Source organism: Amycolatopsis sp. EV170708-02-1 (genome assembly GCF_022479115.1).
In the GTDB taxonomy this organism is placed as follows: Bacteria; Actinomycetota; Actinomycetes; order Mycobacteriales; family Pseudonocardiaceae; genus Amycolatopsis.
In genome coordinates this window covers 4,958,529-4,973,962 of sequence record NZ_CP092497.1, presented here as the reverse complement: position 1 = coordinate 4,973,962, position 15,434 = coordinate 4,958,529, and the positions used below count along the sequence as shown (strand labels likewise).

At 71.4% G+C, this 15,434-nt stretch carries 6 protein-coding genes; 4 read left to right on the top strand and 2 right to left on the bottom strand.

Annotation, left to right across the window (positions count from 1 at the left end; translation table 11 throughout):
• Positions 1–29: 29 nt before the first annotated feature.
• Together MJQ72_RS22605 and MJQ72_RS22600 are read left to right on the top strand one after the other, a co-directional pair.
• Entirely contained in the window at positions 30–245 is a 216-nt protein-coding gene (locus MJQ72_RS22605) for a hypothetical protein (RefSeq protein ID WP_073844200.1), read from the top strand.
• Positions 246–404: 159 nt separating this feature from the next.
• Positions 405–2,981 (top strand): exo 1,3/1,4-beta-D-glucan glucohydrolase, encoded by a 2,577-nt coding sequence (locus MJQ72_RS22600; RefSeq protein ID WP_240601393.1) that lies wholly within the window; start codon positions 405–407, stop codon positions 2,979–2,981.
• A gap of 57 nt (positions 2,982–3,038) precedes the next feature.
• Here MJQ72_RS22600 and MJQ72_RS22595 read toward each other — a convergent pair whose 3' ends face one another.
• Both MJQ72_RS22595 and MJQ72_RS22590 read right to left on the bottom strand, forming a co-directional pair.
• Positions 3,039–4,004: an aldo/keto reductase gene (locus tag MJQ72_RS22595; protein ID WP_240592965.1), complete on the bottom strand. Its 966-nt coding sequence runs from the start codon at positions 4,002–4,004 to the stop codon at positions 3,039–3,041.
• A gap of 2 nt (positions 4,005–4,006) precedes the next feature.
• Positions 4,007–4,807 carry an SDR family oxidoreductase gene (locus tag MJQ72_RS22590; RefSeq protein WP_240592964.1) on the bottom strand — a complete coding sequence of 267 codons (801 nt, stop codon included), beginning with the start codon at positions 4,805–4,807 and terminating at the stop codon, positions 4,007–4,009.
• 303 nt (positions 4,808–5,110) lie between these two features.
• Here MJQ72_RS22590 and MJQ72_RS22585 point away from each other — a divergent pair, with 303 nt between their 5' ends.
• Positions 5,111–11,416, top strand: coding sequence for a type I polyketide synthase (locus tag MJQ72_RS22585; RefSeq protein ID WP_240592963.1), 6,306 nt, complete (start codon positions 5,111–5,113; stop codon positions 11,414–11,416).
• Positions 11,410–15,432 carry a beta-ketoacyl synthase N-terminal-like domain-containing protein gene (locus tag MJQ72_RS22580; protein WP_240592962.1) on the top strand — a complete coding sequence of 1,341 codons (4,023 nt, stop codon included), beginning with the start codon at positions 11,410–11,412 and terminating at the stop codon, positions 15,430–15,432. Before MJQ72_RS22585 ends, MJQ72_RS22580 begins: the two co-directional genes overlap by 7 nt.
• The last annotated feature ends 2 nt before the right edge of the window (positions 15,433–15,434 follow it).

The following is a 15,434-nucleotide window of genomic DNA, read 5'->3' as shown; positions in this document are numbered from 1 at the left end:
ATCAGGCAAAACGACTCCAGGAGGTTCTCGTGAGCAAGCGGATCCGGACGTTCCACCGGTGGACGTCCCTCGTCTTCGTCGCCACCGTCATCGTCTGCTTCGTCGTGGTGGCGCAGGGCGACCCTGCGCAGTGGGTGCTCTACACGCCACTGCCGCCGCTCTTCCTGCTGATGTTCAGCGGGCTGTACCTGTTCGCGCTGCCGTACACCGCCAAGCGGCGCAATCGGCGGCGGGTGGCCGGATGAGTCTTAGTTCACGGCAAAAATTAACAGGCGGCGTATCGGCCGGAAACTCTTGACGCCGCCGCCGGGGCCGGTGAGGATCGGCCGGTCCCCGCCTCCCGCAGAATGGACCAGACCATGGCAAGACGTGCTCGCGCGCGCCGAAGTCCGCTGATCGCCTTGATGAGTCTCACCCTGCTCGGCGGGGCCGTGGTGGCCACGCCCGCCGCCGTCGCCGCCGAGCAGCCCGTGATCGGGAAGCCCGCGCTCGACCGGGACGGCTGCGCCCGCATCGAGAAAAGCCTGCCGACGCTCGCCGACTGGCCGAAGGTCGAGAGCCGGTTCAAGGGCAAGGCCGGTGACGAACAGCGGATCGCCAAGATCCTCGGGGGAATGACCCTCGAAGAGAAGGTCGGGCAGATGACACAGCCCGAGATCGCCGCGATCACCCCCGACGAGGTCCGCCAGTACTCGATCGGCTCGGTCCTCAACGGCGGCGGCTCGTGGCCGAACAAGGACAAGCACGCCTCCCAGCAGGACTGGCTGAAACTCGCCGATTCCTATTGGGACGCCGCGAAGAGCAGCCGGACGAAGATCCCGGTGATCTGGGGCATCGACGCCGTGCACGGCAACAACAACGTGTACGGGGCCACCGTCTTCCCGCACAACATCGGGCTCGGTGCGGCGCACGACCCGTGCCTGGTGCGCGACATCTCCGCGGCGACGGCCCGGCAGATCCGCGCCACCGGCCAGGACTGGGCCTTCGCGCCGACGCTGGCCGTCGTGAAGGACGACCGCTGGGGACGCACTTACGAAGGGTTCTCCGAGGACCCGAGGATCACCAGGGCCTACGGCTACGAGGCGATCAACGGGCTCCAGGACGGCTCGACCAAGCGCATCGGCTACAACGGCGTGATCGGTACCGCCAAGCACTTCATCGGTGACGGCGGCACCCTCAAGGGACAGGATCAGGGCGTCAACCCGTCGTCCGAGGCCGAGATGATCAACGTCCACGGCCAGGGCTACTACGGCGCGCTCGCCGCGGGCTCCCAGACGGTGATGGTGTCGTTCAACAGCTGGACCAACGCCGAACTCGGCATCGACGAGGGCAAGCTGCACGGCAGCGACAAGGCGCTGAACCAGATCCTCAAGGGCAAGATGGGCTTCGACGGCCTCGTCGTGTCCGACTGGAACGGCATCGGCCAGGTTCCCGGCTGCACCAACGCCTCCTGCCCGCAGGCGATCAACGCCGGCATCGACATCGTGATGGTGCCGAACGACTGGAAGGCGTTCATCACCAACACCGTCGCCCAGGTCAACGGCGGCCAGATCCCGATGTCGCGGATCGACGACGCGGTGACCCGCATCCTGCGCGTCAAGCTGCGCTCCGGGCTGTACGAGTCGCAGAAGCCGTCGGACCGGTCCTACGCCAACTCCGACGAGGCGCTGAAGGAGACCTGGCTGGCGCGTGACGCGGTCCGCTCCTCGCAGACGCTGCTGAAGAACAACGGCAACGTGCTGCCGCTCAAGCCGAAGTCGAAGGTCCTCGTGGTCGGCAAGAGCGCGGACAGCATCCAGAACCAGACCGGCGGCTGGACGCTGAGCTGGCAGGGGACCGGCAACACCAACGCCGACTTCCCGAACGCCACGTCGATCCTCGCCGGGCTCAAGCAACAGCTCGGCGACGTCAACGTCACCTTCGACGAGAAGGGCGACACCGACCCGAAGGGCTACGACGCGGTCATCGCCGTGGTCGGTGAGACCCCGTACGCGGAAGGCGTCGGCGACCTGACGCGCAAGACCCTGGAGGCGTCGAGGCTCTACCCCGAGGACCTGGCCGTGCTGGACAAGGTCCGCGGGAAGGGCGCTCCGGTCGTCACGGTCTACGTGGGCGGCCGCCCGCTGTACATGAACAAGGAGATCAACCGTTCCGACGCGTTCGTCGCGGCCTGGCTGCCGGGTACCGAAGGCGGTGGCGTCGCCGACGTCCTGGTCAAGGGTGGCTTCAAGGCCACGCTGCCGTACTCGTGGCCGAAGAGCGCTTGCCAGACGCCGCTGAACGCGGGTTCGGCCGACTACGACCCGCTGTTCAAACTCGGCTACGGCCTCAAGACCGGGCAGCGCGTCACCGTCGGGCAGCTGGACGAGACGGCCGGGCCGGTGACCTGCGGCTCGACCGGTGGCGGCGGCACCGCGACCGAGGATCTCGAAGTGTTCAACCGCACCGATGTCGCACCGTACAAGGGTTTCATCGGTTCCGCGGAGAACTGGGGCGGTACCGAGATCGGCCCCGACGGCACCGCGTCACACGCCGAGATCGGCGTCGTGCAGTCGGACGTGAACGTGCAGCAGGACGGCCTCAAGGCGACCTGGACCGGCACCGGCCCGGCGCAGCTCTACTTCCAGAACCCAGCCGGTACCAACGATCTGCGGGGTTACCTCAACGCCGACGCGGCGCTGGAGTTCGACACGGTGGTGCACGAGGCGCCGGCCAACCGGACGGTGATCAGCATGCACTGCGTCTACCCGTGCTTCTCCGAGGTGAACGCCACCAAGCTGTTCACCGACCTGGCGGGGGCGCCGAAGACGACGGTGAAGATCCCGGTGTCGTGCTTCGCGAACGGGCTGGACCTGGAGAACGTCAACACGCCGTTCCTGGTCTACACCGACGGCAAGTTCTCCGCGTCGTTCGCGAACGTGCGGTGGGTGCCCAAGGGCGCGCAGGATCCCGATGCGAGGCCTTGCTCGAGTCTGAACTGACCCCTCGTGAGTGGCGAGGACGGTTCTAACCGTCCTCGCCACTCACGAGGCGAGGCGTCAGCTGATCGCGGGAGGCGACCAGGTCAGCCGCGGATCCGTCTGCACGAAGCTCCCCAGCAGGTGATCGATCCGCGTCAGCGCGTCGAGGTCCAGCACCACCCCGGCCGCCTTCGCGTTCTCGGTCACCTGGGCGGCGGTGCTCGCACCCATCACGACCGAAGCGACGGTGTTGTGCTGCAACGTCCACGCGAGCGCCAGCTGGGCCATGGTCAGCCCGGCCTCGTCGGCGACGCCGCGCAGCATGCCGACCCGTTCGAGGAGGTCCGGCAGGAGCAGTGGCCGTGTCTCGACCGCCTTCGAGCCTCGTGAGCCGGGCGGGATCTCGCCCGGCCGGTACTTTCCGGTCAGCACGCCCTGCGCGAGGGGGACCGACGCGAACTGACCGATCCCGGAGCGTTCGCACACCGGCATCACCTGGGCCTCGGCGACCCGCCACAGCATCGAGTAGTGCGGCTGGTTCGCCACCAGCGGCACGCCGTGCCGTTCGGCGATCGGCCGGGCCTCCAGCAGCTGTTCCGCCGTCCATTCCGCGGTGCCCGCGTAGAGGATCTTCCCCTGCCGCACCAGATCCGACAGCGCGAGGAAAGTCTCCTCCAGCGGCGTGCGGTAGTCGAACCGCAGCAACTGGTAGACGTCGATGTAGTCGGTGCGCAGCCGCCGGAGCGAGCCGTGCAGCGACGTGGTCAGGTGCTTGCGGCTGAGACCGGCGTCGTTGACACCCGGGCCTTCCGGCCAGAAGACACCGGTGCACAGGACGAGGTCGTCGCGGCGCGCTTGGCTCAGCGCCGCGGCGAGATTCTCTTCGGCGGCACCGTCGTCCCAGGCGGCCGCGGTGTGGAAGGTCGTGATGCCCGCGTCGAGCGCGGTCCGCACGCATTCCGCGCCGTCGGGGTGGGTGAGCCAGTTGCCGTAGGAGATCTCGCTGACGGACAGCCCGCTCGCGCCGAGCCTGCGGTACTCCATGGTCACCTCTTCCGCGCGCCGGTTTCGAGGATGGTGCGGTCGATCCATTCGTCGAGCCCGGCCGCCTTGCGGGCGTAGGTCTCCCGCACCGATTCGTGCGGCAGGATCAGGAATTCCTCCGACGCCAGCCCGTGCACGACGGATTCCGCGACGTCCTCCGGCTCCAGCAAGGGCGCGGCGGCGGCGATCGCGAGCGCGGCGGGGTGACCGGCGGCGATACCCGGCTCCAGCAGCGCGGTCCGCACGCCGAGCGGGCACAGCGCGCTGACCCGGACCCCGCGCGGACGGTAGGTGATGGCCAGCCATTCGGCGAGCCCGACGGCCGCGTGCTTGGTCACCGAGTACGGCGCGTCGCCGGGGGTGCCCAGCAGACCCGCGCCCGAGGCCGTGATCAGGAGATAACCGTGGCCCCGGCTCAGCATCGCGGGGAGCGCGACCTGTGCGGCGTGCACATGCTGCATGACGTTGATCGCCCACGACCGCGTCCACTGTTCGTCCGCGGCGTGCACGCCCGTCCCGAACGCGGCGCCGGCGTTGGAGCAGAAGAGATCCACCGGCCCGAACGCCGCGCGGGCCTCGGTCACCAGCATCTTCAAGTCCTCTTTGGACGACGCGTCGGCGTGACGCGCGATCGCGGTGCCGCCCGCGGCGGTGATCTCGGCGACCACCTTCTCCGCGCCCTCGAGGTCGAGATCGGAGACCACCACCCCGGCGGCGCCCTCGGCGGCGAACCGCCTGGCCATGGCGGCGCCGATACCGTGTGCCGCGCCGGTCAGCACGACGACCCGTCCTGTCACTTCCACATGCGCTCCATGGTTATCGATTCTGCGTTCGATGACAATTCTTCTGTTTTGTCATGCCAGTGAGCAATGATTTGTTCAAATCGCCGACGAAGGTGATAAAAGTGCAGGTCAGAGGCTTGTTCTGACCGTGTCGACATATTTGTTTCCGGCGCCGGACTTTAGCATGTGTTCCCTTGTTTTCCGAGTTTTCGCACGAGAGTATTGCGCTCTCTGCGGCAAGTAGGTTATTTCTTGGGAATCCCGCTGAAAGATCGCCGAACCCGGCGAGGTTCGACCAGCCCCAGCCGAACAGGAGGTCCGCCGGTGAGTCATGCGACGGCGCGCACGCGGGTACTCGGCGTCAACCCGCTCGGATGCCCGGACCCGGGGCTGGCGGCCGCCGTCACCAGGGGCGGCGGCCTCGGGATCGTGGAGCTCGGGTCCACAATGGACCAAAACTTCCCGTTCGGTGTCCGGATCCCGGCGGGCGGGCACGTGCGGGAAGAAGAAGTGCGGGAAAGCGGCGCGGGGCTCGTGCTGCTGGCCGAGGGGGCGGTCTGGCGGGGCAGGGCCGGCCTCCCCGTGCTGGCCGAGGTGACCGGTGTCGAGCAGGCCGTCCGGATGCTCGACGCCGGCGCCTCCGGTCTGGTCGCGAAGGGAGCCGAAGCGGGCGGCTCCGATCTCACCACGTTCGTCCTGCTGCAGCGGTTGCTGGAGCGGTTCGAGGACGTCCCGGTATGGGCGTTCGGCGGTATCGGGCCGCGCACCGCGGTGGCGGCGATCGCGGGCGGCGCTGCGGGTGTGGTGCTCGACGGGCTCGGCCTGTTCCCGGAGGCCGACGTGCCCGCGGCGGCCCGGAACGAACTCGCCAGGGCGGACGACGGGCTCAGCGCGTTGTTCGCGAAGCGCTTCGAGGACGCGGAAAGCGCTGTCCGTTCGGTGGTGCGGTCGCTCGCGGCGCCGTCGACGATCCCCTCGGACCAAGGCGTACGGCTGTGCCGCACGCTGGGGACCCGGCTGCCGGTCGTGCAGGGACCGATGACGCGGGTGAGCGACCAGCCCGGTTTCGCCGCCGCGGTCGCCGAACACGACGGCTTCCCGTTCGTCGCGGTGGCCACCGCGAACGGCGCCAAGACCGCCGAACTGCTCGGCCGCACCGCCGAAGCGCTCGGTGAACGGCCTTGGGGAGCGGGCATCCTCGGCTTCGTCCCGGAGGCACTGCGCGCCGAACAGCTCGCGGCGATCCGGGCGGCGCGCCCGCGCTGCGTGCTGATCGCGGGCGGCAAACCCGCGCAGGCCAAAGCGCTGGAGGCCGAGGGCATCGCGACCTTCCTCCACGTGCCCTCGCCGATCCTGCTGCGCCAATTCCTCGACGCCGGGATCCGCCGGTTCGTCTTCGAGGGCGCCGAATGCGGCGGGCATATCGGCCCGCGGTCGAGTTTCGTGCTGTGGGAGCAGCAGCTGGACGTCCTGCGCGAACACGGCGCCGATAGCGTCGAGGTCCTGTTCGCGGGCGGGATCCACGACGCCCGCTCCGCCGCCATGGTGTCGGCGATGGCCGAGCCCCTGAGTGACGGCGCCGGTGTCCTGATGGGCACCGCGTACCTGTTCACCGAGGAAGCCGTGACCCACGGCGCCATCACCGGGACCTTCCAGGACCGGGTGCTCGACGCGGGATCCACGGTCACCCTGGAGACCGCGCCCGGGCATCTCACCCGCTGCCTGCCCAGCCCGTACACCGACGAGTTCGCCGCGCTGAAGGCCGGGCTCCGCGCGGACGGCGTCCCACCGCAGGAGGCCTGGCAGCGGCTGGAAGAGCTGAACACCGGGCGGCTGCGGATCGCGAGCAAGGGCATCCGGCGGGAAGGCGACGCGCTCGTCGAGGTCGACACGCTCGGCCAGCTCGCCGAGGGGATGTACATGGCGGGACAGGTGACCGTCCTGCGCGAAGACCGCACCGACATCGCCGCCCTGCATCGGGAAGTCACCGAAGGCGCGGCGGAACTGCTCGCCGCCCGCACACCCGAGGAAGAGTCCGTTGTGGACGGTGACATCGCGATCGTCGGGATGGCCTGCGTTTTCCCCGGAGCGCCGGATCTCCCGGCCTTCTGGTCCAACGTGCTGCACGGTACGGACGCCGTCACCGAGGTGCCGGCCGCGCGCTGGGACACCGACGTCTACGCGGACCAGTCGACGTCCAAATGGGGCGGTTTCCTGCCGCCGGTGGAGTTCGACCCGCTCGCGTACGGCATCCCGCCCAGGTCGATGGGCAGTATCGACCCGGCCCAGCTGGTGTCCCTGCAGACGGCGCGCCGTGCCCTCGAAGACGCGGGCTACGGTGACGGCGGTTTCGACCGTGAGCGCACCAGCGTCATCTTCGGCGCCGAAGCCGGGGGAGACCTGGCGAACGCCGGTGTCCTGCGCGCGCTGCTTCCCAGCTACCTCGAAGACGTCCCGGAAGAACTCCTCGCGCAGTTGCCGGAGCTGACCGAGGATTCGTTCCCCGGCACGCTCGCCAACGTCATCTCCGGCCGGATCGCCAACCGGCTCGACCTCGGCGGCACCAACTACACCGTGGACGCCGCGTGCGGTTCGTCGCTGGCCGCGCTGGACCTCGCGGTGAAGGAACTGCGGTCGGGAACCAGCTCGATGGTCCTGTGCGGTGCCGTCGACCTGCACAACGGGGTCAACGACTACCTCATGTTCACCTCCGCGGGGGCCCTGTCGCCGACCGGCCGGTGCCGTCCGTTCGACGCGTCGGCGGACGGGATCGCGCTCGGCGAGGGCGTCGCGTGTCTCGTGCTCAAGCGGCGGTCCGACGCCGAACGCGACGGCGACCGGGTCTACGCCGTGGTCAAGGGTGTCGGCGCCGCCAGCGACGGCAAGGCGCTCGGCCTCACCGCGCCGCGTCCCGAGGGGCAGCGGCGAGCCCTCGCGCGGGCCTATCGCGACGCCGGGGTGTCCCCGGCGGACGTCTCGCTGGTGGAGGCGCACGGCACCGGCACGGTCGTCGGCGACGCCACCGAACTGACCACGCTCACCGAGTTCTTCCTCGCCGCGGGCGCCGAACCGGGCACCTGTGCGCTGGGTTCGGTGAAGAGCCAGATCGGGCACACGAAATGCGCGGCGGGGCTGGCGGGCCTGATGAAGGCGGCGCTGGCGCTGTGGCACGAGGTCGTGCCGCCCACGCTGCACCTGAGCAGGCCGAACCCCGCTTGGGATGCCGAGAGCAGTCCCTTCACCTTCTCCACCGGCGCCCGGCCGGCGCCGGTTCCGCGCGGACGCGAGTTCGCCGGAGTGAGCGCGTTCGGGTTCGGTGGGACCAACTTCCACGCCGTACTCGCCGCGCCGGGTGTCCCGCCGGGACGGCGGCACGGCCCCCGTGACTGGGACGCCGAGCTGGTCCTGCTCCGCGGCGCCGACGTGGATGCCGCTCGCGCCGCGCTGCGGGATCTGCTGGCGGCCAACGAAGGACGCCCGCTTCGGGAGATCGCCGCGCTCGCCGCCGAAGGAGGCGGATCCGGCCCCGTGCGGCTCGCGGTGGTCGCGGGCGATCTCACGGAACTGCGTGAGGCCGCCGAAGGCAAGGGCGGGTTCACGGCGGGCGACATCGAGGCGGGCAAGGTCGCGTTCCTGTTCCCCGGCCAGGGCAGCCAGCGGACGGGGATGCTGGCCGAGCTCTTCGTGCACTTCCCCGAACTGGCCGACGTCCTGGGGCTCGCTCCCGACGTCGCCGCGACCACGTTCCCGCCGCGCGCCTTCACCGAAGACGCCCGCACCGCGCAGGACGAGGCGCTCAAGGACACCCGCGTCGCGCAGCCCGCGCTCGGGCTCGTCGAATCGGCCGTCTGCCGCCTGCTCGCCGACCTCGGCGTCCGGCCGGATCTGCTGGCGGGGCACAGTTACGGAGAGCTGACCGCGCTTTCGGTGGCGGGCGCGTTCGACACCGCGACCTTGGTGGCGCTCAGCCGGGCCAGGGCCCGCTCCATCGCCGAGGTCGCGGGCGCCGACCCGGGCGCGATGGCCGCGGTGAAGGCGTCCCGCGACGAACTGGCCGCCGCCCTCGACCATCCGGACGTCGTACTGGCCAACCACAACGCGCCGGGCCAGACCGTCCTTTCCGGACCGACCGCCGCCATCGAGGAGGCGGTCCGCGAACTGCGGGCACAGGGGATCGGCGCCAAACGGATCCCGGTCGCGTGCGCCTTCCACAGCCCCCTGGTGGCCGGGGCGAGCGACGTGTTCGCCGTCGACCTCGACAACGCCGAGATCGGCGAGCCGGGTTCGCCGGTGTGGTCGAACCGCACGGCGCGGCCGTACGAAGCGGGCGCGGTGCGCGCCGGGCTCGCCGCGCAGATCGGCTCGCCGGTGCGCTTCGTCGAACTGATCGAGGACATGTACGCGGCGGGCGCGCGCACGTTCGTCGAGGCGGGTCCGGGGCAGGTGCTTTCCCGACTGGCCAAGGAGATCCTCGGCGACCGTCCGCACACCGTGATCGCGTGCGACCCGGGTGGACCGGGGCTGCGCGGGTTCCTCACCGCGCTCGCGCGCGTGGCGCTCACCGGCGTCGACGTGCGCACCGAACGGCTCTTCCGCGGCCGTGTCCGCGTCGGCCCACTCCCCAAGCCCGCCTGGACCGTGGACGGCCAGACCGTCCGCGCGCTCGGCGGCGAGGTCCCCGCCCATGGGCTCGTGCCCGCCCGACGAATCCCGAGGACGACCATGAACCAGCCCGCGCCCGGTCGTGACCAGGCCGTCGTCGAATTCCTCCGCACCAGCCGCGAACTGCTGGCGGCGCAACGGGACGTGATGCTGGGGTATCTCGGCACCGCGCCGCTCGCCCCCGCCCCGGTGCGGGCGCCGGTCGTGCCCGCCTTGCTGCCGCCGGTCGAGGCCCCGGTCGTCGTGCCCGAGCCGGAACCGGTCGCGGAGGCCCCGGAGGTCCCTGTCACGGATGTCCTGGCCACCGTGATCGGCGCGATCAGCGAACGCACCGGCTATCCGGCCGAGATGATCGACGCCGATCTCGATCTGGAAGCGGATCTCTCCATCGACTCGATCAAACGCACCGAGATCGCGGGCTCGCTGCTCGCGAAACTCGGCCTCTCCGGCCGGGTGCACGACGACGCCCAGGATCAGCTCAGCCGCGACCGGACGGCGAGCGCACTGGCCGCACGACTGCGGAAATGGCTCGAGCCGGCCGCCCCGGTCACCGTGGCGGCGACCCAGGACGAGGCCCCGGCAGGCACCGCGCCCGGCCGGTACCTGCTCGACCGCGTGTCCGCGCCGCTCGGCACGCCCGATCTCGCCAAGGTGACCGGTAAGACGGTCTCGGTGAGCTTCGAGCCCGGACAGGAGGAGCTGGCCGAATCGGTCCGCGCGGTGTTCGCCGACGCGGGCGCCCTGCCCGCCGAGCGGGAGGCCGACGTCCTCGTCGTGCTGAATCCGTTGTCGGACGCCGAAGAGCCGGTCGCGGCGCAGGTGTTCGGCCTGCTCAAGAGCGCCACGGGCACGGTGGTCGTGGTGGCGAGGACGGGCGCCGGGCATACCGCCGGATTACGCGGTCTCGTCCGCGCCGCGGCACGGGAACGGAACGAGCCGACCAGGCTGGTCGAGCTGGAGTCCACAGTGGACCTCGGGCGGATCGTGCTGGAAGAGGCGATCGCGGACGGACCGGCCGCGGTCCGCTACGACACCGCGGGGCGTGCGGCGTTCGAGCCTTCCGCGGGTTCCCTCGGCTCGGTCGCGTATGCGGGCGCGGGCCCCGGCGGGGGAGAGGTCAAGGCGCTCGGCCTCGACGCGGATTCCGTGCTGCTGCTGATCGGCGGCGCCCGCGGGATCACCGCACGGGCGGCCGTCGCGCTCGCGGCGAGCGGATGCCGGATCGAGCTGGCGGGCCGCACCCCGTGGCCTGCCGAACCCGGCGACGAGGACCTCCCCGCTGACGCGCCGGGTATGCGCTCGGCGCTGGCCGCCCGCGGCGGTTCGCTGGCGGACATCGAACGCCGGGTGCGCACCGTGCTGGCCCAGCGCGAGATCGCGCGGACGCTCGATCAGATCGGCGCGGCGGGCGGCACCGCGGCGTACCGGCCCCTCGACGTGCGCGACGCCGCCGCGGTCCGGCAGGTGGTCAAGGATCTGCACACCCGCTACGGCCGCATCGACGGCGTCGTCCACGCGGCCGGGGTGATCGACGACAAGCTGATGACCGACAAGGACGAGCAGTCGTTCCGCACGGTCTACGGGACCAAAGTGGACGGTGCGCGGGCGCTCCTCGACGCGCTGGAGCATTTCGGTGTGCGGCCAGGGTTCGTGACGTTCTTCGGCAGCATCTCCGCGGTGCTGGGGAACCGGGGCCAGACCGACTACGCGGCGGCGAACGACGCGTTGGAAACCCTCGGTGAGCAGTGGGCGGAACGCACCGGATGCCGGGCGCTGACCGTCCACTGGGGACCGTGGGCGCCCTCGGACGATCACGCGGGCATGGTGTCGCCGGAGCTCGCGCGTGAGTACGAGCGCCGCGAGGTGGCGCTGATCGACCCGGACGAAGGCACCGCCGCGCTCCTGCGCGAGCTGGCCTACGGCCCGGCCGATGTCCGCTCGGTGCTGTACACGGCGTCGCTGTGGTGAACCAGGAGCCGGTCGCGATCGTCGGGATGGGCGTCTTCCTTCCCGGCTCGTCCACTGTGGACGAATATTGGCAGAACATCGTTTCGGGTACCGACGCGATCACCGAGATCCCGCCGCACCGCTGGGACCCGAGCTTCCACGACGGTGACGGCCGCACGCCGGACCGCACCTATGGGCGGCGCGGCGGGTTCGTCGCCGACAGCCTGGACTTCGACGCGACGGCGCTCGGGATCGCCCCCAGCACCGTCGCCGGGATGGAACCGGACCAGCTGGTCGCGCTGGCCGTGGCCGCCGCGGCGGTCGACGACGCCGGTGGCCTGCGACGGCTGGGCGACCTCGAACGCGTCGGCGTGATCCTCGGCCGGGGCGGCTATCTCTCGCCCGGGCTCCAGCGGTTCGACCAGCGGGTCCGGTCGGTCCGCCAGATCACCGGCGCCGTCCGGGATCTCCTGCCGTCGGCCCGTCCCGAGATGCTCGACCGGCTCCGGGACGCTCTGCTGGAGCCGCTCGGCGAGTTCCGGCCGGACACCGCGATCGGGCTGGTGCCGAACCTCGCCGCGTCGCGGGTCGCGAACCGGCTGGACTTCGGCGGCCCCGCGTACACGGTGGACGCCGCCTGCGCGTCCTCGCTGCTCGCCGTCGACCAGGCGATCGGCGAACTCGCCCGCCGTCGCTGTGACGTCGTGCTGGCCGGCGGCGTGCATCACTGCCACGACGACACGCTCTGGTCGATGTTCACGCAGCTCGGCGCCCTCTCGCCGAGCCAGCGGATCAGCCCGTTCTCGCGGGACGCGGACGGTCTCCTGATCGGTGAGGGCACCGCGATCGTGGTGCTGAAACGGTTCTACGACGCGCGCCGCGACGGTGACCGGGTCTACGCGGTGCTGCGCGGTTCCGGGACGTCGAGCGACGGGAAGGGCGCGAGCCTCCTCAGCCCGGCCGTCGCCGGTCAGACGCTGGCCCTGCGGCGCGCATGGGCGTCGGCGGGCCTCGACCCCACCGCCCCCGGCGCGCTCGGCCTGCTGGAGGCGCACGGGACCGCGACCCCGGCCGGGGACGCCGCCGAACTGGCCACCCTCGCCGAGGTGTTCGGCCCGCCGGACGGGCCCCGCGCGGCGATCGGCGCGGTGAAGGCGATGATCGGGCACACCATGCCGACCGCCGGCGCCGCCGGTCTGATCAAGGCGGCGCTCGCGCTGCACCACGCCGTCCTGCCGCCGACCCTGAACTGCGCCGACCCGAGTCCGCTGCTGGACAAGACCCGTTTCCGTGCCTTGTCCGACGCCGAGCGGTGGCGGTCGGGCGACGTCCCGCGCCGGGCGGCGGTCAACGCCTTCGGTTTCGGCGGGGTCAACGCGCACGTGGTGCTGGAGGAGGCGGACCCCGCGCCGTCGCGGCCGAGCCGGGCCAAGGTGACCGGAGAGCCCGAGCGGGTCCTCCTGCTCGCGGCGTCCACACCGGAAGAACTGCGCGCCCTGCTTGATCGCCCGGATCCGGAGTCCGGTGGGCACGGTCCGTGCCGGATCGGGATCGTCGGGCCGACCGGGAAGCGGCTCGAAGTCGCGCGGAGGGTGCTGGCGAAGATCGCGGCCGAGGGCGGTTCCTGGCACGGCCCCAACGACATCTGGTGCACGACGGCGCCCCTGCTGGAGCAGACCGGGGCGAAGACCGCGTTCGTCTACCCGGGGCTGGAAGCGGACGCGGAACCGCGCTGCGCCGACGTCGCCCGGCACTTCGGCCTGGACCGGCCCGAGTGGTCGACGGCGAGCGTGCTCGCGCGCGCGTCGAGTGTGTCCCAGGTCGGGTTGCTGCTCGACACCGCGCTGCGACGGCTCGGCGTCAAACCGGATCTGCTCGCCGGGCACAGCGTCGGCGAATGGACCGCGATGCAGGCGGCGGGGATGTACCCCGGACAGTCCACAGAGGACATGCTGAACCGGTACTGGCCGCGGGGATTCACGCTGCCGGACGCCGAATTCCTCGTGCTCGGCTGTTCCGCGGAGCGGGCGGAGGCGCTGCTCGCCGCCGAACCGGAGCTGATGATCTCCCACGAGAACGCGCCGCGGCAGACGATCGTCTGCGGTGACCCGGCCGCCGCGGCCAGGCTGGCGAAACTGTGCACCCAGCACGGCGTCGTCGCCAGGACGCTGCCGTTCCGGTCCGGGTTCCACACCCCGCTGATGCGGTCCCGGCTCGGCCCGTTCACCCGGCTCGCGGCCGAACTGGACCTGAAGCCGCCGCGGATCCCGGTCTGGTCGGCGACCACGGCCCGGCCGTATCCCACGGATCCGGTGGAGGTCCGCGAGCTGTACCTGGCCCATCTGGTGCGCAAGGTCCGGTTCCGGGAACTGGTCGACGCGCTCTACGCCGATGGCGCCCGTGTCTTCGTGCAGGCGGGGGCCGGCCAGCTCGGTACGTTCGTGTCGGACACGCTGGGCTCGCGGCCGCACCTGGTCGTCCCGGCGTCCTCCGGCACGAGGGCGGGTCTCGCCCAGCTGCGCCGTGTCGCCACGGCTGTCTGGGTGGAGGGCGGAAGGCCCGCGTTCGACGCGCTGGAGCCGCGCCGGACCCGGATCGACACGGCGGGCACGCTGCTTTCGGTCGAAGGCGACGTCAAGGGCATGTTCGACGGCGCGGTTCCCGAGTTGGTCCACGGCGTGCCGGACGCGATCGTCGCGGAGTTCACCGCGCTGCTCGCGGAGACCCGGCAGGCCGCGGCGAGTGTCGTCAACGCGGCGGCCCGGCGGACGGTCGAGTCCACTGTGGACGTATCGCTCGCGACGATGCCTTATCTGGTCGATCACCGGTTCTTCCGGCAGCGCGAGGACTGGCCGGACGAGGCGGACTTCCGTCCCACCGTGCCCGCCACGACACTGGTGGACCTGGCCTGCCGGGAAGCGGAACGGGCCTGGCCGGGCACGGTCGCGACGGGCGTGAGCAACGCGGCGTTCTCCCGCTGGCTGATCGCCGCCCCGGCGGTGCGGGTGCCGCTTTCGATGACCCGCGAGGGCGACCGGATCAGTGTCCAAATCGGACCGCACGCCAGTATGGACGTCCACCTGGCTCAGCGTTATCCGACGGCCCCGCGGCCGTCTCCGCCGCCCGGACCGGAAACGGCGCCGCCGCTGACCGCCGCCGAGATCTACACCCGCCGCGAGATGTTCCACGGCCCCGCGTACCAAGGGCTCGACAAGCTCATCGGGCTGGGCGAGCGGCATATCCGCGGCGACCTCGTCGTGCCGTCCGCGCCCGGCGCGCTGCTGGACAACGTCGGCCAACTGCTGGGCTGCTGGCTGATGGCGACCAAGGCGGACGCGTTGCTGGCGTTCCCGACGTCGATGGGCCGGGTCACCTGGTTCGCACCGGAACCGGCGCCGGGCACCAAGCTGCGCTGCGTCGTCCGGGTCCGGCTGCCGCGGCCGGACGTACTGGAGATGGACGCGGAGCTCGTGCTGGACGGCGCCGTGCTGGCCAGGATCGAGCAGTGGCGCGACATCCGGTTCCCGTGCGACCGGCCCGCGCACCGGGTCTACGCCTTCCCGGACCGGCACCGGCTTTCGGAGGACCATCACGGTGGCTGGACGGTGGTCACGGACCGGTGGCCGAGCCCCGCCGCACGGGACATCTACGCCGGCATCTATCTCGGCACCGAGGAACGCGCCGAGTTCGCCGCCTGCGCGCCGCGACGCCAGCGCGGCTGGCTGTTGGAGCGGATCGCGATCAAGGACGCGGTCCGCTCGAAACTCGGCTTGGACGGCGTCTACCCGGCGGAACTCCGCGTGAGCGCCGACGGGACCAGGGTCACCGGCCTGCACGGCCGGGTCGTGCCGCCGCTGGCGGTGGCCGTCGCGTCGGCGGGCGACGTCGCGGTCGCGCTGGTCAGGGAAGAGACCGCGACGGCTCCCCGGATCGCGGTCCGGGCCGAAGGCGAGCCGGCGGGGCTGGCCGAGGAGATCGGTATCGGGGCGGAATTCGCCGGAATTCCCGGGCACGTGGTGGCCTGGAACCGCGGGTGAGA

Coding starts and splice junctions, on each gene's coding strand:
- MJQ72_RS22600 (WP_240601393.1), top strand. CDS start 405: ATGAGTCTCACCCTGCTCGGCGGGGCCGTGGTGGCCACGCCCGCCGCC.
- MJQ72_RS22595 (WP_240592965.1), bottom strand. CDS start 4,004: ATGGAGTACCGCAGGCTCGGCGCGAGCGGGCTGTCCGTCAGCGAGATC.